Source organism: Solitalea lacus (genome assembly GCF_022014595.1).
Taxonomy (GTDB): domain Bacteria; phylum Bacteroidota; class Bacteroidia; order Sphingobacteriales; family Sphingobacteriaceae; genus Solitalea; species Solitalea lacus.
In genome coordinates this window covers 2,336,323-2,362,230 of record NZ_CP091740.1, presented here as the reverse complement: position 1 = coordinate 2,362,230, position 25,908 = coordinate 2,336,323, and the positions used below count along the sequence as shown (strand labels likewise).

At 36.5% G+C, this 25,908-nt stretch carries 16 protein-coding genes; 1 reads left to right on the top strand and 15 read right to left on the bottom strand.

The annotated features are described in order from the left end of the window. Positions 1–55 precede the first annotated feature (55 nt). The 5 genes from L2B55_RS10005 to L2B55_RS09985 form a co-directional block, all read right to left on the bottom strand. The gene (locus L2B55_RS10005) at positions 56–1,987 is read right to left on the bottom strand and encodes a peptide-N-glycosidase F-related protein (RefSeq protein WP_237844593.1); all 1,932 of its coding nucleotides are present in this window, start codon (positions 1,985–1,987) and stop codon (positions 56–58) included. A 6-nt stretch (positions 1,988–1,993) separates the two neighbouring features. Continuing rightward, complete coding sequence (locus L2B55_RS10000; protein WP_237844591.1) at positions 1,994–3,463, bottom strand: alpha-L-fucosidase; 1,470 nt, start codon at positions 3,461–3,463, stop codon at positions 1,994–1,996. A 189-nt stretch (positions 3,464–3,652) separates the two neighbouring features. Continuing rightward, complete coding sequence (locus L2B55_RS09995; protein ID WP_237844589.1) at positions 3,653–6,349, bottom strand: glycoside hydrolase family 3 C-terminal domain-containing protein; 2,697 nt, start codon at positions 6,347–6,349, stop codon at positions 3,653–3,655. Between the two features lie 202 nt (positions 6,350–6,551). Beyond that, on the bottom strand, positions 6,552–8,135 hold the full coding sequence (locus L2B55_RS09990; RefSeq protein WP_237844586.1) for a SusD/RagB family nutrient-binding outer membrane lipoprotein: 1,584 nt from the start codon (positions 8,133–8,135) through the stop codon (positions 6,552–6,554). A gap of 32 nt (positions 8,136–8,167) precedes the next feature. After that, the gene (locus L2B55_RS09985) at positions 8,168–11,503 is read right to left on the bottom strand and encodes a SusC/RagA family TonB-linked outer membrane protein (protein WP_237844584.1); all 3,336 of its coding nucleotides are present in this window, start codon (positions 11,501–11,503) and stop codon (positions 8,168–8,170) included. Positions 11,504–11,782: 279 nt separating this feature from the next. Here L2B55_RS09985 and L2B55_RS09980 point away from each other — a divergent pair, with 279 nt between their 5' ends. After that, positions 11,783–13,021 (top strand): ROK family protein, encoded by a 1,239-nt coding sequence (locus L2B55_RS09980; protein ID WP_237844582.1) that lies wholly within the window; start codon positions 11,783–11,785, stop codon positions 13,019–13,021. Positions 13,022–13,070: 49 nt separating this feature from the next. Here L2B55_RS09980 and L2B55_RS09975 read toward each other — a convergent pair whose 3' ends face one another. From L2B55_RS09975 to L2B55_RS09930, 10 genes are read right to left on the bottom strand one after another with little or no spacing between them, the layout of a single operon-like run. Beyond that, positions 13,071–14,402, bottom strand: a complete 1,332-nt coding sequence (locus tag L2B55_RS09975; RefSeq protein ID WP_237844580.1) for an alpha-L-fucosidase — start codon at positions 14,400–14,402, stop codon at positions 13,071–13,073. An 18-nt stretch (positions 14,403–14,420) separates the two neighbouring features. Beyond that, positions 14,421–15,203 (bottom strand): L-fucose dehydrogenase, encoded by a 783-nt coding sequence (locus tag L2B55_RS09970; RefSeq protein WP_237844578.1) that lies wholly within the window; start codon positions 15,201–15,203, stop codon positions 14,421–14,423. A 2-nt stretch (positions 15,204–15,205) separates the two neighbouring features. Then, positions 15,206–16,039, bottom strand: coding sequence for an amidohydrolase family protein (locus L2B55_RS09965; protein ID WP_237844577.1), 834 nt, complete (start codon positions 16,037–16,039; stop codon positions 15,206–15,208). A 21-nt stretch (positions 16,040–16,060) separates the two neighbouring features. Further along, a complete protein-coding gene (locus L2B55_RS09960) occupies positions 16,061–16,915 on the bottom strand; it encodes a fumarylacetoacetate hydrolase family protein (RefSeq protein WP_237844575.1) in 855 nt (284 codons plus the stop codon). A 26-nt stretch (positions 16,916–16,941) separates the two neighbouring features. Beyond that, positions 16,942–19,257, bottom strand: coding sequence for a beta-N-acetylhexosaminidase (locus L2B55_RS09955; RefSeq protein ID WP_237844573.1), 2,316 nt, complete (start codon positions 19,255–19,257; stop codon positions 16,942–16,944). A gap of 60 nt (positions 19,258–19,317) precedes the next feature. Then, complete coding sequence (locus tag L2B55_RS09950) at positions 19,318–20,082, bottom strand: SDR family NAD(P)-dependent oxidoreductase (RefSeq protein ID WP_237844571.1); 765 nt, start codon at positions 20,080–20,082, stop codon at positions 19,318–19,320. 51 nt (positions 20,083–20,133) lie between these two features. After that, positions 20,134–22,341, bottom strand: coding sequence for an alpha-galactosidase (locus L2B55_RS09945; RefSeq protein ID WP_237844569.1), 2,208 nt, complete (start codon positions 22,339–22,341; stop codon positions 20,134–20,136). Beyond that, on the bottom strand, positions 22,338–23,990 hold the full coding sequence (locus L2B55_RS09940; protein WP_237844567.1) for a UxaA family hydrolase: 1,653 nt from the start codon (positions 23,988–23,990) through the stop codon (positions 22,338–22,340). The genes L2B55_RS09945 and L2B55_RS09940 overlap by 4 nt, the downstream gene beginning before the upstream one ends. A gap of 8 nt (positions 23,991–23,998) precedes the next feature. Beyond that, positions 23,999–25,249 (bottom strand): sugar MFS transporter, encoded by a 1,251-nt coding sequence (locus L2B55_RS09935; protein WP_237844565.1) that lies wholly within the window; start codon positions 25,247–25,249, stop codon positions 23,999–24,001. Between the two features lie 16 nt (positions 25,250–25,265). Next, positions 25,266–25,598, bottom strand: coding sequence for an L-rhamnose mutarotase (locus L2B55_RS09930; RefSeq protein ID WP_237844563.1), 333 nt, complete (start codon positions 25,596–25,598; stop codon positions 25,266–25,268). Positions 25,599–25,908 lie beyond the last annotated feature (310 nt).

Here is a 25,908-nt window from a genome sequence, read left to right as displayed (position 1 = left end):
CAAAGGGCTGCTCTACATTTATAAAGCAGCCTTTTCCTTTTTTATGATAAAAAACTTATTCCTTTAAACGAACACGTTTTTTAAACCGTTCTTGTCCATTTACAATTACCTTAAGATAAAATCTCCCTTTAGGATATCTACTTAAATCATAATTAAATAAACCTTCTTTAAACTGTTGATAACGGTGTTCCTCTACAATTTTGCCTTCAGGATCAGTCAATAATTGCACTAATACGTCATCTGCTTTGTTTGCAAAGTAGTCAAGTGTAGTTTTATCTTTAGTTCTGGTTGGATACAAGCCAATTGTAGCTTGATCAGTGTTAATAGCATCAGGGTTAGATCCAACCTTAAAATTATATAACCAACCCGATCCGCAATCAGATTCAAATGCTTTTAGCATTTCATCTTTTAAATTCATCAAACGAGCAACTCCCCAGCCTCCTTTGCCATTAAACCAAAACTCCAAGCCATCACCTGCTGTATCAATAAGGGCTAAGGTATATGCACCTTCAGCCAACTTTATAGTATCTCTATAAATTGTATTAGCTTTTAATGTCCCCAGCTTTCGCTCCTTAACAGTTTTACCTTCACTGTTGAATAAAATATAGGCATTATGCTCGGGCTGATTATTCGTTAAAAAATAAAATACTACGGAATTATCATGAACAGGCACCCCATTAAAAGGCACCTTCAGGCTATTGTCTGCAACATATCCATCTTTTTTACCGTTGGTTTTAACCACTTCTGCTTTAAATTGATTTGCTCCGTTTTGAGACTCAATTAAGCCAGGCAGAGTTATGGTTTCCATTTTTCCTGGGGCAATAGCGCCTTTCCATTCAAACTGTTTTTTAGAAAAACCAACTGTACCATATTGAATCAGCAAACTTTCAATTTTATTCGATCCAACATTTTTAACAACTATTTGAGGGTTTGCTCCTACCGGATTTTGACGTTTATAAATTGCTTTAGAAGATGGAGCTATTACATCTTCTAAGGCAATATCGTTTTGTATACTTGGCTTTTTGTATTGAATCAAATAAGCACTAATTACCTCATTGGCACTAGGTTTTGACGAAATATAGTTTTGCATACTTGCTTTAACAGTATGTTGGCTACCTGGATGAACAATCAGATCAAACAAATCTGGTTGCATAAGGTTACCAGGACACCAATAAGCCCTATCAATTACCCATGTGCCAGCTTGGGGATACAAAGGGTTATCACCGCATTTTTTCCAGATTGAGCGCTTATCAATCAATTTACCATCGAACCACAACTCCCGGTATTTATTGCAAAACTCCGCACAGTTATCAGGTTCATCCATACCATGGCCGGTTTGAACAATTCTCAAACGGGCAAAAGCAGCATTTTCATTAGCAGTGAATGACACTGGTTTTAATGCCTTATTTATTGGATTATTTGCATCTCCATAGCTGAATGAATCATCGTAAATCTTCTGAATAGAAATTGGCTCTAAAACCGGCTTCCCCTTTACAATCTCAAAGTCGATAGTTACTGCCCATCCTCTGTCATTGTTAGGCTCATAACCGGTGTGTTTATATTCTACTTCAACACTATCACGTAAAAATAAGCTAAAATCTGTAACGTCAACTTCCCAGCTAAACGTCCAATCCTTCCCAAACGCCCCACCATATGGCGTAAGCATTCGCCCAATTTCGAAATCCAGCTCCTCTCCTTTTTTACCACCTTTACGAACTATACTTATACGATCCATATAGTCCCAATCAGCACATCGCAAACTATCGGGACAGCCAAATCTTACATGCATTGTTATTTTTCTAATGGGCAACTCTGCGGCTGGGAAGACTCCCCATTTTCTATATGGTTTAAACCCTTTTGCTGGGTCAGTTACTATTGTTGTTTTATTATGCGTAACTACATGGAGAGTGTCCGCTGACTTGGCAAACAATAGTGTAGTTATGCTGGCAAATAGTACAACAAGCAACGATGTAATAAATTTCCTCATTAACAATTAGTTCTGTTTTGTTGCATTAACGGTAACTCGGAATGTCCAGGCCGGTTGTCCTTTAAGTTTGGCAATTGCCTGTGTAGGTACTGTAATCAAAGTACCTTTTGTTCCCTTTTTCCATTTCAAAGGCTTATCATATCCTAACAAATGGATTGCACTATTATTAGAAGGTTGTATAGCAGGCAAGTTGATTTCTGTAGGAATTGTCGATTCTTTTTCATCTGCTAAATAAAATGCATATGCATAGTTATTCTGCTTACTTTTTGTGAATCTCCATTTATCAACTTGATAAGGACTAATTGGCTCTGTAGCATAAATACCCTCATTATTGATTTCCATCCATGCACCTATACCTTTTAAACGTTCATAAACTTCTGGCACTAAATCTCCTGATTTGTCAGGTCCAACACCCAATAATAGATTGCCGCCCTTAGCAACTATTTCAATTAAAGTGTGAATGGCCCAGTTAACTGATTTGTATCGCTCATTAGGCCCGGTGCTGTACCAACTGTCTCCCAAAGTGATGCAACTTTCCCAAGGATAAGCTGGAACGATAGTCGGAATTTGTTGTTCTGGTGTACGGTAGTTTTCAAAATCTCCATGAACTGTTCTGTCGACCATTAATATTCCCGGCTGATTTTTACGAGCCATTTCAGCAATACGCTTCATATTAACATCTTGAATCCAGCGCTTTTTTCCTAACCAAGCTTTTGTTTCTTCTGTTAATGATTCAGCAGGACGCACCTGTCCCCCATCCAACCAAAGAATATCCAATTTGCCATAATCCAAAGTCAATTCTTCTAGCTGATTGTAGGTATATTGCTGGAAATTTTTCCATCGATCAGGATATTTTGCAGGATCATAATTCACATTACGATCTAATGGAGGGAAGTATGGCCACCAATAGTTTTCACTATGCCAATCGGGTTTTGAGAAATAAGCACCTACTCCTAATCCCTGATTTCTGAATGCAGTAAATACTTCTTTGGCAATGTTGCTTTTAGGGTTCTTACTAAATACACTTCCCTTATCGGTTATCTTATAATCTGTATATTTAGAGTCGTACATGCAAAAACCATCATGATGCTTTGTGGTAAAAACCACATATTTCATCCCGGCATTTTTTGCTGCAGCAGCCCATTTTTGGGGATTAAACTGAACAGGATTGAAAACTGTCCGGATATTCTCATAAGCCTTTTTATATTCCTCATAACTTTGAGCATGAGGCCCCCTACGAATACACCAATCCTCATCTTCAGGGCAAAGGCTCCAACTTTCTACTACACCCCACTGACTATATGGCCCCCAATGAATGATAACTCCAAACTTCCAATCCTGCCATTGCTTTAAGTTTTTATTCACTAACGGATCAGCCGGCCATTTGTAAGGAAATTCTTTTTCCTGAGCAAATGAACTCGATGATGCCAAAATCAATATTGCCAAAAGCACTATTCTCAGTATACTTTTCTTCATATATTTTTAAATAAGATTAAATCATTTTTTCTAAGTAATTGACTATTACAAAGAAAGTTGAATTGACCAATATAAATTTTGTCAGATTGCCTAATTAATAAGCTATTTTAACACATGAACAAATAAAAACATTATCAAGTGTGTATATTTAATTGACTAAGAGTTCATTTTCATTAGAATCAATTCAGTTTACTTAACAACTGTAATGACATCTCTTAACCTAATATCTTTTGAAGAGGCCCCAATCATAATTCTAAACTCACCGGGTTCAACTACCCATTGCATATGTTCATTTAGCATTTTCAATAAATCAGGTGTAATTTGAAATGAAACCTCTTTTTCTTCGCCAGGTTTTAGATAAATACGTTGAAATCCTTTTAATTCTTTTATTGGACGCGCAACTGAAGAGATCAAATCACGAACGTATAATTGAACTACTTCATCACCTGCTTGTGATCCTATATTTTTAATGGTACAGTGAACTTTTGTTGATTCGCCTTTAGCTATATTCTTTGTATCAAACTTTAAATTTCCATATTCAAACTTGGTATAACTTAACCCATAACCAAATGGAAAAAGAGGTTGCCCAGTAAGGTTTAGATAATCATCAGTCCGACCTGTTGGCTTATGGTTATACACTAACGGTAATTGGGCCTCCTCAATAGGAAACGTTATAGGTAAACGTCCTGCAGGATTGTAATCACCAAATAAAACATCCGCGATGGCATTTCCACCTTCTTCACCAGGATACCATGCATCAATAACAGAGGATACATTATTAATCCATTTTGTCATTGTTATGGCACTACCACCAACTAAAACCACCGCGACTGGTTTTCCTGTAGCAGCAATTTGATTTATCATTTCTTCCTGGTGACCAGGTAAACTTAAATAAGCTCTGTCAAGAGATTCTCCTTCTTCAATACCTACGACAACAACTGATGCTTCAGCGTTTTTAGCTACAGTTACTGCATCATCAATTTTCTTTTGCCAATCATTGTCAACGCCAACATTCCAAACAAGTTTAAACCAGACAGAGCCTGAAGACTCAAAAAAATCCACCTTAATATCATACTCTTTTCCTTCTTCAAAATAATAATCAACTAATTGAGTGTGATAAGATTGATTTTTCCAATTATCTATTACTAATTTTCCGTTAAGATAAAGACGATAGCCATCATTACCATCTAGGCCAATTTTAAATTTACCTGAAGCAGGAGCTTTTAATTTACCTGTCCATTTAACAGAATAGAAATCATAATTAATATCAGGATGTGGGGAATACAACGTCCATCTGAAGTTCATTTCCTTATCAATTCGTGTAACAGCAGGTTTACCAGTCATGTTAACGTTATTAAAATATTCCCCCAACAAACCATTTTCCTTTTTCCCGTTTACAGTTACTGATAAATTTTCAGAAGGTATTGTAACCCATTCAACCGACGAACGTCCACATCCCGGAGCATAAGTTACCATAGCGGATTTTCCCAGTTTATTTTTAATACCGTCAAGCATATTAACTTTCCTATTACCTGGACCGCTATATCCTCCTAGCCGAGCTTCAACTGCGTCAACGCCGATAACAGCTAGTTTCTTTGTTGATTTTTGTAATGGCAAAAGATTGTTTTCATTTTTTAACAACACAATAGACTTCAATGCAGCTTCTTTTGACAAAGCTTTGTGAAGTGGATTCCCATTCCATTTACTAACCTCCTTTTCATCGACATATGGATGTTCAAAAAGCCCTAATTGAAACTTTACAGTCAATACTCTCTTTACGGCTTCATCAATAATTTTCTCATTTATTCGACCATCTAAAAAGGGTGGAATAAATAATTGGTAATGATCATATGCTGTTTGAAATATTACATCTAGTCCATTATTTATTGCGTTGGCTGAAGCTTCTGGATAATCTTTAGCCGTAAAATGTAAAACATTGGCTCCTCCTACCGCTGAAGCATCAGAAATAATAAATCCACTAAAATTCATTTGTTGCTTTAGCTTGGTATTTAACAACCAATTATTGGCAGTGCAAGGACTACCGTTTAAAGAGTTATATGAAGTCATCACACTACGCGAACCACCTCTTTGGAAACAAGCCTTAAACGGAGGAAGATAAATTTCTTCCAATAAACGTTCATTAATATCAATTGGGTAACTATCACGACCTCCGTCACCACTGTTTGCTAAGAAATGCTTTGGTGTTGTCACTACATCCATTTTTTCAAACGGAGTTACAAAAGCTACTCCCATCTCAGACGAAAGAAAAGGATCTTCACCATAAGTCTCTTCCACTCTCCCCCAGCGAACATCAGTAGCAACATTAACCACAGGTGAAAGTATTTGCCTGATACCTCGGCTTTTTGTTTCTCTTGCAATGGCGGTTGCCACCTGCCCCATCAATTTTATATCCCAAGTAGATGAAAGCGCAATAGACTGAGGGAATGATGTTGCTCCTTCCCTTACCAAACCATGCAATGTTTCATCAAATGCTATAATTGGAATACCTAACCGTGTTTCTTCAACAAAATATTTTTGAATAGAATTAATTTTTTTTGCTGTTTCAAGTGCTGTTGCTGAAGAACTATAACTTAATAACTGCCCAGCGGCATCACTATTACCTTTGGTACTTACCTGAAATCCAAAAATACCCGCCTTATATTTTTCATTTCCTTCCTCCAAATCACCAGGAATCATAAATAATTGCCAAAACTTCTCTTGAACGGTCATTCTGGAAATTAAGTCTTTTACTCTTTGATCAATGGAAAGCTTGGGATTCTTATAAGGAAATTGACTTTGAGCAGAACCGGAAAGTGATATAAATGAGAATGCAATTAAAATGGAGATGTTTTTTTTATTGATTATAAATGCATTTAGAAATTTCATTATAAAATAATATTAGTTAATCCCTCAAGAATCATAACATGAATTAATATGTTCTAATAATTCTTATTTAAAACTAAGCTGGCTTGTAATTGACATATTACAAGCCAGCTTAGTTTTAAAATAAAATCTTTGAGCAAGCAATACCTCCATTTTCATGGAGGTATACTAACACCCATTATTGTTTGTGAAGCTTTTCGCAATTTTAATTAACGTCCCAGAAAATTTTGGTTGTTAAATTATCTTTTGCTCTTACAGTTGAGTAGTTTTCAGTATTGTAAGTTTGTTCACTAGCTGCATACAACCATCTGTAAGGAGGTTGCTTTTGAGCGCTAGAGTTATCCATTTCAAAACTAAATACTGGCCCATTCAATCGTCTGATCTCAGACCAGCTTTCAATCGGTTGAACAACACTATAATGTATCCATTTTTGAGTGGCAATTAATTGCAATTTAGCATTATCGGTAAGGGCTAGGTCCCAATTCACTGCTGGTTTAGCCGCATAAGCAGCAATTTCAGCATCATTAGTTGGGGTAAGAGTACCTGCTACATTATTATTACTAAGTGCTCTCAAATCATAGTAGAATTTGATAGATTTAGCAATACCATCATTGTATGCAGTTTTGGCAGCAGCATTATTACCTGCTTTCAAGTATGCTTCACAAGCAATGAAGCTTACTTCGGCAGCATTCATCAATACACCAGGGAAATACTCATTACGGCTTAGTGTAGAACGATTATAGATGGCAATCTTACCTCCATCAACCAAGGTAGTTTGGGCTGAAGAACTAAGCATTGGATCCAAACCGGTGTACACCCCACCTGCATTTGCACCTGGCTCAAACATAACTCTCAAACGAGGATCAGAGTTAGTTGTCATATGATTAATCATTGCTTTACCAGCTAAATTACCATTCCAATCTTCTAAACCTGATTTGAAACCTGTTGAATTAAGAGGACTACTCAGATCTTTAACACTAATCTGAATGTTTTGTGTATTATCTGCAATTACAGGGTAAGTAGCAGAATTAGCTAAAATGGCTGCAATTTCTGATGCAGCTCTAGCTTTTAAAGATGCAACATCCGAAACTCTAGAAAGTAGTCTTAAGCGTAAAGAATTACAATACTTTTTCCAAAGAACTAAATCTCCTTTATTAACCAAATCTTGATTTTTAAAACCAGCTTGAACAGCAGCAGAAACGTTGATAGTATTCAATTCTTCTGCAAAGCCTTTTAAATCATCTAACATTTTAGTATAGATGGTTTCAGCATTATCATACTTAGGCAATGAAAGATTATAATTTCCCCCGTTAGCGCTCATTCTTCCTGCTTCTGACCATGGAATATCTCCATGTAAATCAACTACTTTTTGGGTATGATCATAGAAATAAATTGTAGAAGCAATCATGTAAATGCGTTTAGCTGCTTGATCGTTTGCAGACTGCTTATTATAAAGATTTTGAAACTCTCTAAATTGAGCCAAAAAATTATAGTAGTTATTCCAGCGATCACCAATACTTGCCGCTCCCGGAACATATTGATTAGGTGCGTTAACCCAACCTACTGCTTGTGTATAATGTGTAAGTGTTGGTCTTAAGACTACAAAATAATTCCAGTAACTAGGTAATACGTATTCGCGATTGGTTACCACAAAACCTGCAAATTGCTTTTCAACTGAAGAAGTTGAAACTTTTGAAGGATTAGCATAACTCTCTTCAAAATCAGCCTTATTACAAGCAGTGGATCCCACAGCTAATAACACAGCCAGTGTATATACTATTTTTTTCATAATAATCTTTTTTTAATTGAAATAAAAATACATTAGAAACTAGCTCTCAACATGATACCAAATGTTCTGGTCGATGGATTTGTACCTGCGTTTGTTAAAGTTTGCGACCATCTTGAACCAGCAGTAGTTTGCTCTGCATCCATATCTTTCAATGTTCTGTACAAGTAGAATAAGTTACGTCCAAACACTGAAGCTGTAAGATTTTTAGCTCCGATTCTGCCGGCAATCTTAGAAGGAATGTTATAGCCTAAAGAAACTTCTCTAAACTTCACATAGCTATTTTTCTGAATGTACAGTTCATAACGAGAAGCACTATATTGAGGGCCACCCCAGTTATAAGTATTCCAATAATAATAAGCCTGTGACATTACATTTGTGTTTTTCTGACCATCAGCAGTAACTCCATCCATCAACATACCGTCATTATACACTTTTTCTCCGTTTGGACCTTGAGCAGCATTTGTCTGAACACCTTTTCCTTCAGAATTAACGTAATAGCTTAAGCCACCATGTTCTTTATCCATGTATTTCAAACTTTCTTCCAAAAGACCACGGCTAACCATCCAGTTGATACCAGTTGGCATAACGTAACCTCCGAAACGGAAATCCAACATAGCATCTAAAGTAAATCCTTTGTAGCTAAAGCTATTCGATAAACCACCAATTACTTTTGGCATTGCATTACCAACCTTCACCATCTTGTCTGCATCTAACTTATACAAACCATCACCGTCAACAATTTTATTTCCTTTGGAATCAGTTGCAATTGGATGGGCATAAAAATCACCCATTGGCTGTCCAACAACTGATTTCAACTGAGCAGCGTTTCCATCAAAATCAGCATGTAATAATTCTGATGAACCGTTCGCCAATTTTTCAACTTTATTTTTATTCTGCGAGAAGTTAATCGCTGCATCCCACTTAAAGCTAGATGTTTTGATTGGAGTACCAGTAATAGCAACTTCAACACCTTTATTTCTCAAGGTTCCAATGTTAGTTAATACTGATGTAGCACCTGAGGTGGCTGGAAGAGTTAAAGGTAAAATCTGATCTCTGATTTGAGCATTGTAATAAGAAATTTCAAACCCAAGACGGTTCTGCAAGAATTTAGTCTCTAAACCCAACTCATACTCATGTTTTTCTTCTGGCTTAATTTTATCATTACCAAAATTAACAGGTAAGTTAGTGTATAAAACAGAGTTTCCTCCAGTTTGCTGAACCCCTAAATTATTTTGTTGATAGGCAATGTTTGCTGAATACATATCTGCATAGTTACCAACTATCCCCCAAGAGGCACGCACCTTACCATAATTAATGAAATTAGGTAATTGGAATGCTTCAGTAAACACAAAACTTGAATTTAATGAAGGGTAGAAGAAACTATTATGATCTGGATGCATGGTTGATGTTCTGTCATTTCTAACAGTTCCCTCTACAAACAAATAACCTTTATAGTTAGCATTTACAGTACCAATGTATGCGTCTTTTACAATCGCATTTCTAATAGTTGTTGCACCGTTTATAGGGTTAACAGAAGCTGCAATATCAAACCAATTTTCAACGCTCAATCCACCATTAGTTGAAATTCCAGTAGTTGTGCCCCTTTCTTTTGATGCAGTATAACCTCCCATTACACTCACTTCCAAATTAGAGGTTAATTTTTTAGCATACGTTAAAAGCACATCACCATAAATGATTGAATTCTCAAACGTATTTAAACCGAATCCACCTGAATTACCAAATGATAATGGTTGCTCTGTTGCTTGTTTATTTTCTGTTTTTTGAGATGTAAAATCAGTTGAAATACGTGCACGTAATTTTAAATCATTAATGATTTGCCAATTATTGGTCATACTTGCAATTACACGATTGCTTAATTCATCTGAATTGTGTTCGTTTACTCTCCAAACATAATCACCTATATCAGCTTTGAATCCAGGATACTTAATATTTTCACTAGGTGTAGTACTTTGATTTGATCCGGTAACAAAACGATACCCTTGACTTGTTTTATATTTATTAAGGTACCATGCTGCATTATCAAATCGTCCCATCATACCTGTAAAGTTGTTGATCATACGATCAATTGAATAAGGGCGATTATGGGTATTTTGGTTGATATAATTTACAAGAACATCAGTTGTAAAGTTCTTGCTAAGTTTAAAGCTACTATTAAGATTGGCAATATTTTTAACATTATTAGCACCTAAACTCACTCCCTGATTATCTTGACGAGTCAAAGAAAAACGCAGACTGGCATTATCAAATGCCTGTGAGATAGCAACGTTAACATTTGAATTATTTGCTGATCTGAATAAACCCTTGTAGTTATCAATTTGAGCTTCGTATGGTCTAATTTGACCATCCCAAGCTACAGTAGGTTTACCGTCGAATTTAGGCCCGAAGTTAATAGAATAGCCAAGAACACCTCTGGTTTCCTTAGTTCCATTTCCATCAAGGTCCTGATAAATAAAGCCCGTTTCATCCTGTCCACCATTGCTTACATTTAGAGGTGCACCAGGGCCTCTTACGTTTTGATATCTAGGTAAAAAAGCAACGTTATCAGAGCTATAATTAGCACTAAAATCAACACTCATTCCTTTTTTTCCTTTACCGCTTTTAGTTGTAATTAATACCACTCCATTTACAGCTTCCGAACCATAAAGTGCAGCTGCAGATGCTCCTTTTAAAATTGAAATATTATCAATATCCTCAGGGTTAATATCTAATAAACCATTACCTCTAAGGCGTTGATCATCCCAATAATTACCGTTATTAACTTCACCATCACGAATTGGAACTCCGTCCATTATGATCAATGGTTGATTTTTCCCTGTAATAGTATTAACACCACGGATTGTTATATTGGATGCACTGGTTGCTCCACCTGGGGTTGTAGCTATACGAACACCTGGGGCTTTACCGTACAATGCTCCTGCAAAGTTAGGTGAGCCTGCACGAGTAATTTGGTCAGACTTAATCGTTGATGCTGCATAACCTAAGGCCTTTTGTTCTCTCTTTATGCCCATAGCGGTAATAACAACTTCACCTAAGTCTTTAGCATCTGATTCAAGTGCGACATTAATAGTTGTCTGCCCCGTATAGGTTACTTCTTTGGTTTTATATCCCAAAAAATGAAATACTAATGTTGCTTTAGCCGGTACATTGTTTAAAGTATACTTTCCATCAACATCTGTGGATGCTGCCTGGTTTGAGTTCTTAATACTTACGACAACTCCTGGCATACCTAGCCCGTCAATTGCGGCTGTAACCGTTCCGGTTACTTTGCTTTGAGCCATAGTTACCACTGAGAACAGCAGCAACGTCAAAAGCGAAAAGCCATTTTTTAAAGTAAAGATTGATCTCATAATTAAAAATTAGATGATAAAAATTGAATGATAAATCGATTTAGCAGGTGTTTAAATGATTATTTAATGCATAACAGTTAAAGTTTTGTTTTGATGCTGAATCTGAAATTGACTAACAAAGAATTTTATTTTGATTTATGATGGTGAAATAAAATTTATCTATTAACAAAAGCTCACTTTCAGTATTTTTGTAAAACAAATAAAACACTTTTTAATTATTTAAAAAAGTTTTGTTAACATTTATTTTACTTTTTTATGTTTACCTAATTATTTAATTAAATGAAGGCGAAAATTAAAAATTCGAAGGATGTTGGATTAAAAAATAAAATTTTAAAGCAGTTATTTTTTAACAAATCACTTTCATGCCTCGATTTAAGTGAATTGATAAATAAGAGCATTCCATTTGTTACCAAAGCAATTCATGAAATGATTGAAGATGACATGGTAATTGAGCAAGGATATGCACCTTCAAGCGGAGGCAGAAGACCATTAATGTATACATTAAAACCAGATAAAATGTATGTGGTTTCAGTGGCAATGGATCAGTTGATTACACGCATTACTATTATTGACTCTTCAACTAATTATATTACCCCAGTTAGTAGTTTGGAGCTCCCCTTGTACAACAACACAAGTGCTCTTTCTCAGCTAATAGAATTTATTAGCCTCCATATAGAAAATTCAGGAATTAGAAAAGAGCAAATTGTTGGAGTCGGCATAGGTATGCCTGGGTTTATTAATACAGAAGAAGGTGCTAACTATACCTTTTTAAACGCAGGGGATCAAAGCTTACAAAAACATTTAAGTACTGCTTTATCATTGCCTGTATATATTGATAACGATTCTAGTTTAATTGCTTTAGCCGAATTTAAGTTTGGACTGGCTAAATCAAAAGATACCGCACTTGTCATAAATGTAGGATGGGGCATTGGCTTAGGGCTGATATTAAACGGACAATTATTTCGTGGTCATAGCGGTTTTGCAGGCGAATTCAGTCATATTCCTACCTCTGATAACGACAACCTATGTAGTTGCGGTAAACGAGGATGCCTGGAAACTGAAGCTTCCATGCTATTAGTTGCCAATAAAGCCTTAGAAGAGTATAAACAGGGGACAGTTTCGAGTTTGGGAGATATAAGTAACTTATCTCCGAGAGAAGTTGTATCTGCGATTATGGAGGCTGCTAATAAAGGTGATCAATATGCTGTTGAACTTATCTTAGATGCAGGTTATGCTTTAGGAAGAGGTGTATCTATTCTTATTCATATTATTAATCCAGAAGTAATCATACTTAGTGGCAGAGGGGCGGTTGTTGGAAAAATACTTTTAGCATCTATTCAACAGGCTTTGCATAAATATACCATTCCTAGGCTTGCTGAGAGCACTGAATTATGTGTTTCAAACCTTGGTTTTGAAGCTGAAATTATTGGTGCAGCTTCTCTGGTGATTGAAAATCTAGATAAAACTCCAGCAAAGTTAAAGTCAGCAACAGTTCCCAAAGGAGCTTTAATCTCCTAAAAAATAAAATAGTTAGCTGCATAGGAGTTTCTATGCAGCTAATATATAATTAATTCAATCCCCCCTGACCACGATATAGCTTTAAAGGCTTATCCAGCTTTAATTTTAAAACAGTCATGTAAGGATCTTTCATTTTTTCTGGTACATCAATAAACACTAAACCCGGTATCGGACTCCATGAAATTTTACCTACAACTTTATGCTGTAAATGTTCCGAAGTTCCAACAACCTGAATATCTTTTATCGCATTATCCAACCCTTTAATCATAACATTGCCGGTAGTTTGTCCTGATAGAAACAGATAAACCGTAGTTGAATCTTTTGATAACGTAGAAGCTCCGTAAAAATGTCCCTGTGGCAAACCTGCTACAGTACCAAAGATTGCTTCTCCATGCTTTTTATTCCATTTACCCAATTCTTTAAGGATGTTCACTTGCTCTGGAGGAATGGTTCCATCTTCCATTGGGCCAATATCCAATAGCAGATTACCACCATTACTAACAGCATCAACGAAAATCGTTATTATTTCAAATGGCGTTTTATAATTTTTATCATTTGGTTGATATCCCCAGCTGTTATTGGTTGTCATACATAATTCCCACCAATTAAATTTAGGCCTGCTTACAGGAAAATTTTGTTCAGGTGTATCATAGTCGCCATAACCCTGCAAACGACCGTTCAATATTGCCCCAGGTTTCAAGCTCAAAATATCAGTTCTAACTTTTTGGCTTTGCCATTCATCAGCACTGTGTTCCCAATCACCATCAAACCACCATAAGTCAGGTTTATACGCTTTATTCAATTCATTTATTTGTGCCTGATAAAAGCGTTGGAAACGATGCCATCGTTGAGGATCGTCAGCAACTTTGTAGCGACTGCTGTCTTTCAGAAAACCGGGATAATCAGGATAACTCCAATCAATTAATGAAAAATATGCTCCACGTTTAATACCGTATTTATCTAAAGATTCATAAAAAGGTTTAAGTAAATCTTTTTTAGCGGGAGTATTTTTCACTACACTATAATGTTTTTCCTTAGTTGGCCAAAGCGCTACTCCATCATGGTGCTTGGTAGTAATTACTGCATAACGAGCACCGCTTTCATTAATTAAATCAGCCCATTGTTGTGGATTATAGTTTTTAGCCGTAAAGCCTTTTAATTGCTTCATATAATCGGCGTAACTGATTTTTTTATTATGAAAACTCCAGCTCTCGTCAATTCCATTTACTGCATAAATACCCCAGTGAATAAAAATACCCAATTTAGCATCAGCAAACCATTGCATTTTATGACGAATCGAATCGGGATGAGTTTTTTGTTGAGCATTACCCTGTAAGATTACAAGGCAAAAAAAGCATATTAAGAGTACTATTTTCTTCATATAATTTCTGATTAACAATTATTCAATTGCACGGTCCAGGTGAACATAGCCACCATCTACATGTATTAATTGACCGGTAGTATGACTTGATTTTTCTGACAATAAAAAAGCGGTCATGTTGGCAATTTCCTCCATAGTAGTCATTCGTTTTTCAAACGGAATTTTATTCTGAATATGTGCCAATTTTTCTTCCGGATTAGATAGGGTTTGAATCCATTTCTGATACAATGGAGTAAAGCATTCTGCCACGATAACTGCATTCACCCTGATACCATATTTCAACAATTCTACAGCCCACTCACGAGTTAAAGCATTTCTTCCACCATTGGCCGCTGCATATCCAGACGTCCCACCCTGCCCTGTTTCAGCTGTTTTGGAACCAATATTAACAATGCTACCTTTCGATTTTTTAAGGTGTGGCAAAGCAAAATGGGCCATTAAATAGTAATGAACAACATTTTTATGCAATGAGTCCATAAACAACTCATAGTTACCCGATTCAAGGCCTACTCCGTCGTTAACTCCGGCATTATTTACCAATCCGTCAATGCGCCCAAATTTTGAAACAACTTCTTTTACAGCTTGTTCGCAATTTTCAGGAGTGGTCAATTCCGCAGTAACCTGAAAAGCTTTACCTCCCAGAGACGATATTTCATTAACCAATGATTGATTATCCGTCTCATTTCTGCCAATAATTACCGGAATCGCTCCTTCATTGGTTAATACCCTGACGATACCTTCACCAATACCTTTTGCCCCACCGGTTACAATAATTATTTTATCATTTAGTTTTAAATCCATTCTTAAGGTAATAAGTTATAAAATTGAGTTGCATTAGTACCCCATAATTTATCTTTTTCATTCGAAGACAAATGATGTGTTAAATTATGAAGTAACTCATAACATTGATCATAAGAAGCAGCTAGTAAACTCACTGGCCAGTCGCTTCCAAACATAACCCTATCTATTCCAAAACTTTCAAGTACCACATCAACATAAGGTTTAAAATCAATGGTCTTCCAGTTGCTCCAATTTGCTTCAGTTACCATACCTGATAATTTGCAATGCACATTGGAAAACTGGGCAAGCGCTATAATATCTTTCCTCCACTCATCAATCTTTCCTGATTTTATATAGGGTTTTGCTAAATGGTCAACCACAAATAACTGGTCTGGATACAGTTTGACAAAACTTAAAACATAAGGCAATTGCTTCGGGAACACTAAAAGATCATATGTAAACCTATATTTCTTAAGTGAACCTATTCCATTGCAAAAAGCTTTACCAAGCAAAAAATCCTCCTGTGGTTCTGCCTGAACTATATGTCTAAAACCTTTTAGCTTTTTAAAGTTGGAGAAATACTCCAAACGCGCATCAATATCCTCAGATCGAAAATCAACCCAGCCTACTACCCCTTTAATAAACTTATGTTCTTCGGCTAGATTCAACAAAAAATGTGTTTCATCTTCTGTCTGATCTGCTTGAACAGCCACACAGCCGTCAATCATATTAGCAGCTAGCAGTGGAATCAAATCGTCAGGCATAAAATCACGCTTAATAACAGACATTTCATCTGTTATCCAAGCATGATTTTTAGTATTATATTTCCAAAAGTGTTGATGGGAGTCGATAATCATGAGTTGAGATTTAAATTGCTGTTAATTAGAAAAAGCAACCACTTCTTGTTTTGAAGTGCCCAAGCCATCTATTCCTAATTCAACTACATCTCCGGGATTTAAATAAACAGGAGGATTGAATCCAAGTCCAACACCTGCCGGTGTCCCAGTTGAAATTACATCACCAGGCAACAAAGTCATAAATTGGCTAACATAGGAGATCACCGAAGGTATATTGAAAATAAAATTAGCAGTCGTTCCATTCTGCATCATTTTTCCATTTACCTTTAACCATAAGCTTAATTTGTGTGGATCGCTAACTTCATCTTTAGTAACCATCCATGGCCCCAAAGGAGCAAAAGTATCGCAGCCCTTTCCTTTATCCCAGGTACCTCCCCTTTCAATTTGAAACTCACGCTCACTCACATCATTATGTAAACAATATCCTGCAACGTAATCCATTGCATCTGCTTCATCTACATAACTGGCTTTTTTTCCAATTACAATTGCTAACTCAACTTCCCAATCTGTTTTCACTGAATTTTTAGGAATCATTATATTATCAAACGGTCCGCATAAGGCAGTTGTTGATTTCATAAACACCACAGGTTCTTTAGGCGGAGTTGCACCAGTTTCTTTAGCATGATCTACATAGTTTAAACCGATACAAACAATTTTTGAAGGACGTCCAATTGGCGATCCCAATCGTTCATTAGCGCCAATAACAGGTAAATTACCATCATTTAACTTAATAAACTCAGCTAATCTATTTACGCCATCAGTTTCAAAAAACTGTTCATTGTAATCTTCTCCAAAAGCAGACGTATCGTAATATTTATCATTGATAAACACTCCGGTTTTCTCCTTACCGGCTTCTCCAAATCGAATAAGTTTCATTTATATTATTTTTCTTAAGCTTAATATTATTCTACAATAACTTCATTAACAAACAACCAAGCAGGGCTTCCTTCACCAGCATTTCCTTTGGGAATAGGGCCATAGTTCGAAGCGATCACTTTAAGGAATCGGGCAGACCCGCTAACATTTAAAGAAATCAATTGCTCTCCATCATTTGGTATTTTGAAATCCTTTTGTTCCCCAATTTTTACAAAATCGACACCATTGTCTGAGGCTAAAACTGATATGCTAGAAGGCATATAAATCCAACTTGACGGCTTACTGAAAACACGCACAAATACTTTATTTATGGTCTCTTTCTTCATAAAATCAATAGTACCTTCAAAGTTTTGCCCACTCCATCCAAGCCACTCATCATCATTAAACCTGCTTTGACTACCCAAGATGCCATTATTCCAAGCGTGTTCACCACCTTTATTGTAATTTGCACTTGCCTGATTTGTAAGCATTGAGGGTTTACCAGTAGACTTGGTTAATAAGAAGGTCCGTTGCACCTTATCAACCAATCGATCATTATAAATAACTCCAACTATTAGCTGGGAACTTTTTGTAATGTTAATTGGCCCCCTATATGGTGTTGATTTTTTTGTGGGATTAGAACCATCTGTAGTGTAAAACACATCATAACCACTCGGAATTCCATTTACTGAAGCCATTAACGTACCTGAAACAGAATCAGTATAGGCATTTACTTTAATATCAAACAAATGTCTTGAGTAGTTAACCGAATGTTTATCCAAACGTTTAAGATGCGCTAACAATCTACTTAAAAACTGGTCATAGGGTTGTTTATTGGCTGACCAGATAACTTCGGCCAGGGCAATAGAACGTGGGAAAAACATGTATTCAGCTTGTTTATAGTTAGGCACATATTCAGTCCATAAATTACCTTGAGCACCATAAATCAATTTTCCTTCTTCTGCAGATAATTCAGCCGGAATCGGTTTATAATTGTACACCTTTGCCAAAGTTGATAAACCACCGAAAGCGGCCGGTTCAGCAGGATCATCAGACTGATAATGATCGAAATAGCAATAACCATCAGGTGTCATAATAACTTGATGTCCTTGTTTTGCGGCTTCAATACCTCCTTTTTCTCCCCTCCAGCTCATTACTGTCGCGTTAGGAGCTAAACCACCTTCCAAAATTTCATCCCAACCGATAACTGACCTACCTTTAGCATTAACAAACCTTTCAATTCTCTTAATGAAATAACTTTGCAATTCTTCCACTGAAGTTAATTTCTCGTCTTTCATACGTTTCTGACAAACAGGACATTTTCTCCAGTTAACCTTTGATGCTTCATCTCCGGCAATGTGAATATACTTGCTAGGAAATATCTCCATCACTTCAGATAAAATATCTGTCAGGAAAGTAAACGTTGAATCCTTGGTACAATACTCATCCTGAATTTGAGAAGGATATGAAAACGCCTTTCCAGTACTATCTAAACAAGTCAGTTCAGGATAAGACGCCAATGCTGATTTTGAGTGTGCCGGCATTTCAATTTCAGGAATAATGGTAATGAACCTTGATTGAGCATAAGCCACCAACTTTTTTAATTGCGCCTGAGTATAAAAACTGCCATAAAGCGTATCATTTTGTCTTGATTGATAATCATAAGTGGTATTCAATGGAGTTCCTTTACGATAAGCACCAATGGTCGTTAGTTTGGGATATTTTTTACTTTCAAATCTCCATCCTTGACTATCGGTTAAATGCAGGTGCAGGGTATTCATTTTTTGCATTGCCAATAAGTCTATTAGCTTCTCCAAAAATTCATACGGCATATAGTGACGTGCAACGTCCATCATCAATCCCCGATAAGCTAAAGCCGGTGCATCTTCAATTTCAACTGCGGGAACCTTCCATTGTCTATTACCAACGCGCTTTTCGTTTTCAATATCTGCCGGTAACAACTGTAATAAAGTTTGAACTGCGTAAAAAACTCCAATATCCGCTTTAGCTTTAATATGAATAACCTTAGGAGAAATACTAAGTTGATATCCTTCTTGCTGTATAACCTTTTCAGTTAATTCAACTTTTACTACATTGTTTTTAACAACTGCTGTCTCTTCCTTTAAAGAAATTCCTGCGGCTAATTTAAACTTGGTTACTAAAGGTTCGATTGCTGTTACTAACCCCTTATTCCTTTTATCGTAGACGATTTTTGTATGGGACGAAAAGACAAAGTTACCTTTACCGGTTTCAACTTTCTGAGGGTAGGGAATGATATTGATATTTTGACCAACAAGTTTATTAGAAACTAAAAACAGTGTCATCAAAATAAACAGTCCAAATCTGTACACTTTATTTGTCATATTGCTATTTATTAGAGCCAATTTAAATAATAATAGAATCGGGCTTGCGATATTTTGGTATTAGTTATTCAACTTAACGAAACCACCGTCAATTGGGTAATCACAACCGGTTACAAAACCTGCTTCATCCGAACATAGATACAAGGCCAATGCTGCAATTTCATCTGGAGCACCCATTCGTCCAATTGGCTGACTCTTTGATAATTTATCAAAAATCAGTTCCTCTTGTCCAGCATAATTTTTAGCTATAAATCCATCCACAAATGGTGTATGTACGCGAGCAGGAGAAATACTGTTACAACGAATTTTATCTTGAATATAATCGCGTGCAACTGACAAAGTCATTGCATAAACAGCACCTTTACTCATTGAATAAGCAAAACGATCAGTTATTCCCACTAAAGCCGCAATAGATGCCATATTTAAAATAGCGCCTCCACCATTATTTTTCATATGTGGAATAGCCGCAAACAAACAGTTGTAAGCACCTTTTACATTCACATCAAATACTTTATTAAAATCAGCCTCACTTGTAGTATCTGCTTTGCCAATGTGTGCAATCCCTGCATTGTTTACCAAAATATCAACATTGCCAATTTTATCGAACACATTAATTACTTCCTGCTGATTAGCTACATTACACGAATGCCCAAAAGCTTTACCTCCTACTGCTACTATTTCTTCAATGGTTGCTACGGAATTTTCTTCACTTAGTTCTAAAATATGAACCGTTGCACCTTGCTTTGCAAATAATACACTTATTGAACGTCCAATTCCGCTACCGCCACCTGTAATAACTGCTATTTTGTTTTGTAATGAGAACATCGAATTTTTATTTAAAATTTTCTATTATTTGAGCTTTAAAATTTGGGATAATTACTCTATAACAAACCATGTACAACTCTCTGGTTCCATGGTACAGCTTAGTTCAATTTCATAATTTCGGTTAAGCTGATATGATCTGCTTACCCCTCCCTTTTCTTTTAGATTGGCTGAAGTTGTTAACCCGGTATAATACAAAGGAACATTTATCACTCTTGTAATTTTTTCCTTCATCGGATTGTACAACATCATTAATCCCTTTGTTTTTAAATTAGGATTCACATGTAAAATTCCATCCCAATCCCTTCCATCAGCTCTACGTAAATGGATAATGTCTGAATTAAGAATTTCACGGTGTTTTTTATACCAACTAACAACATTTACTACGGTTTGCTTTGTGGTTTCTGTATCATACAATCGTGGACCGCGGTAACAAGCTTGCACTCCTGCACCATAATATTGCATCATGAGTTGTTCATAATCTTTCAAGTGTTCAGAGAGTGGTTCCAACACCGCCTCTGAGCCGCCACCCTGATAACGAGTAAGTGGAACAAAACCCCAGCCCATTGAAGGTGTTTTTTCCCAGGTACCATCAAATATATTTTGACGATTTAAAATTTTCTGATTCTCCCTTGGTAAAGAAAAATTCACTTCCCGATAGCCAATAGCTATTTTATTTGTACCATCCAAAAAATACCAATCGGGTGCATTGATATAAACACCCCTTTCATTCAGCCAGCGATACAATTCCTTCTGAATTTCCATTTGCCGCCATTGCGAATCACCTAGCCCTTTATGTCCAGGATGTGTAACGGAAGCACAAACATCACCAGGATAAGGACCGTCATTTTCCCAGATATCAAAACCGGTTTGTGTGAAAAAGTATTTTATCTTATCACGATAAGACAATCCCCATTTACTCCCAAAACATGGTGCATTGCCAAAAAAAGCGCCGCCTGGTTTTCCTGTTTTGGCACTTATTACATCATCTTCAGCACTAATTTTCCTACTACTGAACAGTGAGTAACCGCCAATCTGGACTCCTCTACTATGAGCATAATCAGCTAATGTTTTCCATTTTGCTATATTAGTCGCAGATGAATCTTCCATATCCAAGTGACTTCCGAAACTGAGAATCAATGCTTCATAGCCAGTGGCAGCACATTGATCAATTGCAGTACGAACCTGATCATCATTTCTACTTACCAAATGCATAAATATTGGATTGGCTGTAGTCCAGGGTGCCACTGTTCGATACATTTTGCGAATAGCCAATCCTCGTCTTTCCCTGTCATAACTATCCATCAGTAATTCATATGAACGAACTGAATTAAAATTTTCACCAGGCATTAATTCAATATCAGGTGCATTTTCAGGATATACTTCCAACAAACAAGGAGTTTGATAATCATAATTTACCTGGGAAGTGTATGCTGAATCTATTTTCCAATGTGTGGTTTGATCACTAATACTATACCGCATTGCATTGTTGAATGCATAATTAGTTTCAACATAAATCCCTTGTGGTTTTTGCATAACCTGCGGTTTCCCCACCACAGCACTTTCTTCCTCTACAGTTCCTAGTATTTCATTTACTACACGATTGATTTTAAATGAAGAGCTACCTTTATTTTCTATTGTAAGAGATTTTACGATTAAAGGAATACCATCATATAATTCGTAATTGACTTTTACCGACAAACCCATTAATTCAGTAGCCCCAGGCCTGTACAAAAATGAAAGCATCTTTCCGGATGGTTGTTTTTCATTGGCCGCCCAGAATTTATTGTTCCATTTTATGTAAGGCCTAATTGGATTTACCTCAATTGAAACAAACTGAAAGTCTGCCGCCGAACTGGTAAACTTATTCAACCATTCTGGCAGAAGATAAGCATTCTCCTTTTGACCAATTAGCCCCCCGACATTATATTCCTTTCCATTAATGGTCAGTCTAGCTTCAGCTTTTATTGAACGGAGCAGTTGTTGATTATTAACCAGATTAGTATAATCAATACAAGCTACATTGGGTGCAATAATGAAAGCTCTTTTAACCAAACCATTACTCAGAATAAGCTCTTTGTTGCTATCATTCTTATAAACAGCTGCCTTGTATGGCTTTGCATTTAGTAACCAATCTGTTTGATTTGAGTCATGAACCTTATCATCGAAAACAGGTAATTGCTGAATGCTTGTTTGTGCCTGCGACTGAAATACAGAAAACGACAGAAACAACAGGAATAGCTTATTCAATCGAGTAATCATAATGAAACACCTCTTTTCCATGGAATAAAGTCGTCTTGCCCTAACAGTACTGATTTAGGCAAAATCTCTCCACTTGCAGCCTTAATGCAATACTCCAGAATCTCCTCTCCCATTTGCAATAATGATTTTTCGCCAGTAATTACGCCACCGCAATCTATATCAATTATATCACTCATTCTGTTGGCAAGCGTTGTATTTGTTGACAGCTTAATGGTTGGACAAATGACATTGCCGGTAGGAGTTCCCAAACCTGTTGTAAATAAAATCAGAGTAGCACCACTTGCTGCTTTACCAGTAGTGGCTTCAACATCATTGCCTGGGGTACAAACCAAATTCAATCCCGATTTTATTACAGGTTCCGTATAATCCAATACATCAGCAACAGGGGCAGTACCGCCTTTTTTTGCTGCTCCTGCGGATTTTATAGCATCTGTAATTAAACCGTCCTTAATATTTCCAGGAGATGGGTTCATATAGAAACCACTGCCAACAGCTCTTGCCTGAGCATCATAGGCTTTCATTAATCGAGTGAATTTTTCAGCCGCTTCATAAGTTATGCAGCGATCAACCAATTCCTGCTCGGCACCAAAGAGTTCCGGAAACTCAGCCAAGAGAACTTGCCCGCCTAATGCTACTAATAAATCAGAAGTAACACCAACGGCTGGATTTGCTGAAATACCCGAGAATCCGTCCGATCCACCACACTTAACACCAATACAAAGTTTACTCAACGGTTGAGGAGTTCTTACAACCTTATTCGCTTCAATTAAACCAGTAAACGTTTGCTGAATAGCCTCGGCAATCATCAATTCTTCAGAAACAGCCGATTGTTGTTCGAAAACAAACAGAGGCTTATCAAACGCAGGGTTACGTTTTTTAATGTCCTGCTTTAGTAAATCAACTTGTAAATGCTGACAACCTAAACTTAAAATGGTAACCCCTGCCACATTAGGATGATCAGCGTAAGCAGCCAAAAGCTTGCTTAGCATTTCGCTATCTTGGCGAGTCCCACCGCATCCTCCTTCATGATTCAAAAACTTAATACCATCCACATTCGGAAACAAGCGATCATGGATAATTATGTCTTCCTCCCTCAATAACTCTTGCGCAGAAACAGCCGAAACGTTTTTATCGTCCTTATAAAGATTTATTAGCTTACTAACTGTATTACGATACTTGTGCGAAGGAGCATAGCCCAATTGGTGCAGTAAGGCATCCTTGATATAATCCAGATTTCTGTTTTCACAAAACACAGTTGGTACAAACAGCCAATAATTAGCAGTTCCTACCCTTCCATCACTCCGTAAATACCCTTTAAAGGTTTTGTTTTGCCATTTGCTTACATCAGGAGCATTCCAATGGATATCCTTTTGTTTTTTGTAGTTTTCGTTAGAGGCATGTTTAATATTATGTGTATGAATCAATTCACCTTTTAAAATAGGTTGAGTTGCCTTGCCAACCAAAACCCCATACATAATAATCTCATCACCAGCACTTAAATCCTGCATTGCAAACTTGTGCTTAGCCCCAATATTGTTCTGCAATACGTAATATTCATTCTCAAACTCAACAGACTCGTCTTTAAGCAAGTCCGTTAGAGCAACCAGCACATTGTCAGTCGAATGAATATGTAATACTTTATTTGACATACTTATTTTTAAACCTCAGTAGTTTTATTATTCAATTTAATTTTATAACCATTCCAACCATACCAAGCCACTACAATAAAGCAAGCCAATGGAACAACATAGGCAGTAGCTATTGAATATTTATCGGTTAAAAGTCCCATTACATATGGAACCAAAGCACCTCCTACGATCGACATAATGATAAAAGAAGATCCTTTTTTGGTATGATGACCTAAATCCTTAATTCCTAAAGCAAAAATGGTTGGGAACATTATTGACTCGAAAAAGAAAATTGCCATTAACGAATACACCGAAAGCCAGTCGTTAGCCCAAACCACCGCACCACAAAGCAGTATATTAATCAGAGCATAAACTGTTAGGAGCTTATTAGGAGCTATTACTTTCATTAAACCGGTACCCGCAAATCGGCCTGCGGTAAACAAAATCATAGCAACCGAAAGCAAGTAGGAAGCCTTAGTGTTATCGATTCCGCTTCCAACTTTAGTGCAATAGTTGATAAACAAAGCAGCAATACCAACTTGAGCAGCGACATAGAAAAACTGAGCAATTATTGCATTGGTAAAATTAGAATGTGCAAACAAAGGTTTTTTATCCTGTAGCTCGGAAGAAACAACTTCACTTTCCTTGATTTCAGGCAACGGCGTGCGGAAAAACAATGCTGCAATTAACAACACTACTCCAGCAATTAGAAGATAAACAAGTTGCACTGATTCCAGACTGCCGGTATTGGTTGTACCAAAAAATAAATTTGCACCTATAATTGGGCCGATAAATGAACCTACTCCGTTAAAGCACTGGGAAAGATTTAAGCGAAATTCAGAAGTTTCTGGCTTTCCTAAAACAGTAACATATGGGTTTGCTGCTGTTTCTAAGCAGGTTAAACCCGATGCTAAAATAAATACTGCTAACAAAAAGAAATTAAAACTCGATTGCTGGGCTGCCGGGTAAAACAAAAATGCTCCAAAAGCATACAATAACAAGCCCAAAATAATTCCCTTTTTATACCCAAACTTATTCATAAACAAACCCGCAGGTAGTGCTATTAAAAAGTAAGCTCCAAAATAGGCCGCTTGTAACAAGGTTGAACGGGCAGTAGTAATGTTAAGCGTTTCTTGAAAATGTTTGTTCAGTACATCTAATAATCCATAAGCCATGCCCCATAAAAAAAATAGGCTGGTAACCAAAATAAGTGGTAAAACAAAGCTTTTTGCGCTTCCTGTATCGCTTTTTACTTTTAAGGTTTGAGTTGATAATTCCATAAATAATTGGTTTAAGTTATAGTTGAAATATTTTTCTCATTTCAATCCATTTTTGTCCAGGATTAGCGGTTGGTAATGCTTGCTGATAATTCCACATTAATGTTTCCCATTCCTGCACTTTGGGATTATTATTATCCATTGCGCTCTTTTTCTCAAATGAAAACTGTTCGTTAGCTTCCAAAATCATAAACAATCGGTTTTCGATACGATAAATTTCCAAACGCTCAATTCCTGAAGAAGTGATGCTATTCAAAATTTCAGGCCACACCTGTTCGTGATACTTTTCGTACTCAGCTATTAAGGATTCATCGGGTTTCAGGTCGAGAGCTAAACAATGTCTTTTTAACATCTTATTAAAATCGGTTATTACAGATAATTAAAATACCAAGCAACAAAATTTCTGTCAGGGGTAAAACTTTAGTTTGTTTCAAAACAACAAATATTAAACTACTACCACATCAAATTACCAAACAGAATATCTGCTTTATTTAAAGCAGCAAACTATAAGTTGGCAATCACAAAGAAAACCGATTTAAGCGGAATAAATTTTATCATTTTGCCTAATGATTAAGCGATATTAACATGCCTGCTTTTGTAAAATAGTAAATTGATGTATATTTTATTGATTAACATTTTTTACTTTAACGGCCGCAAAACTT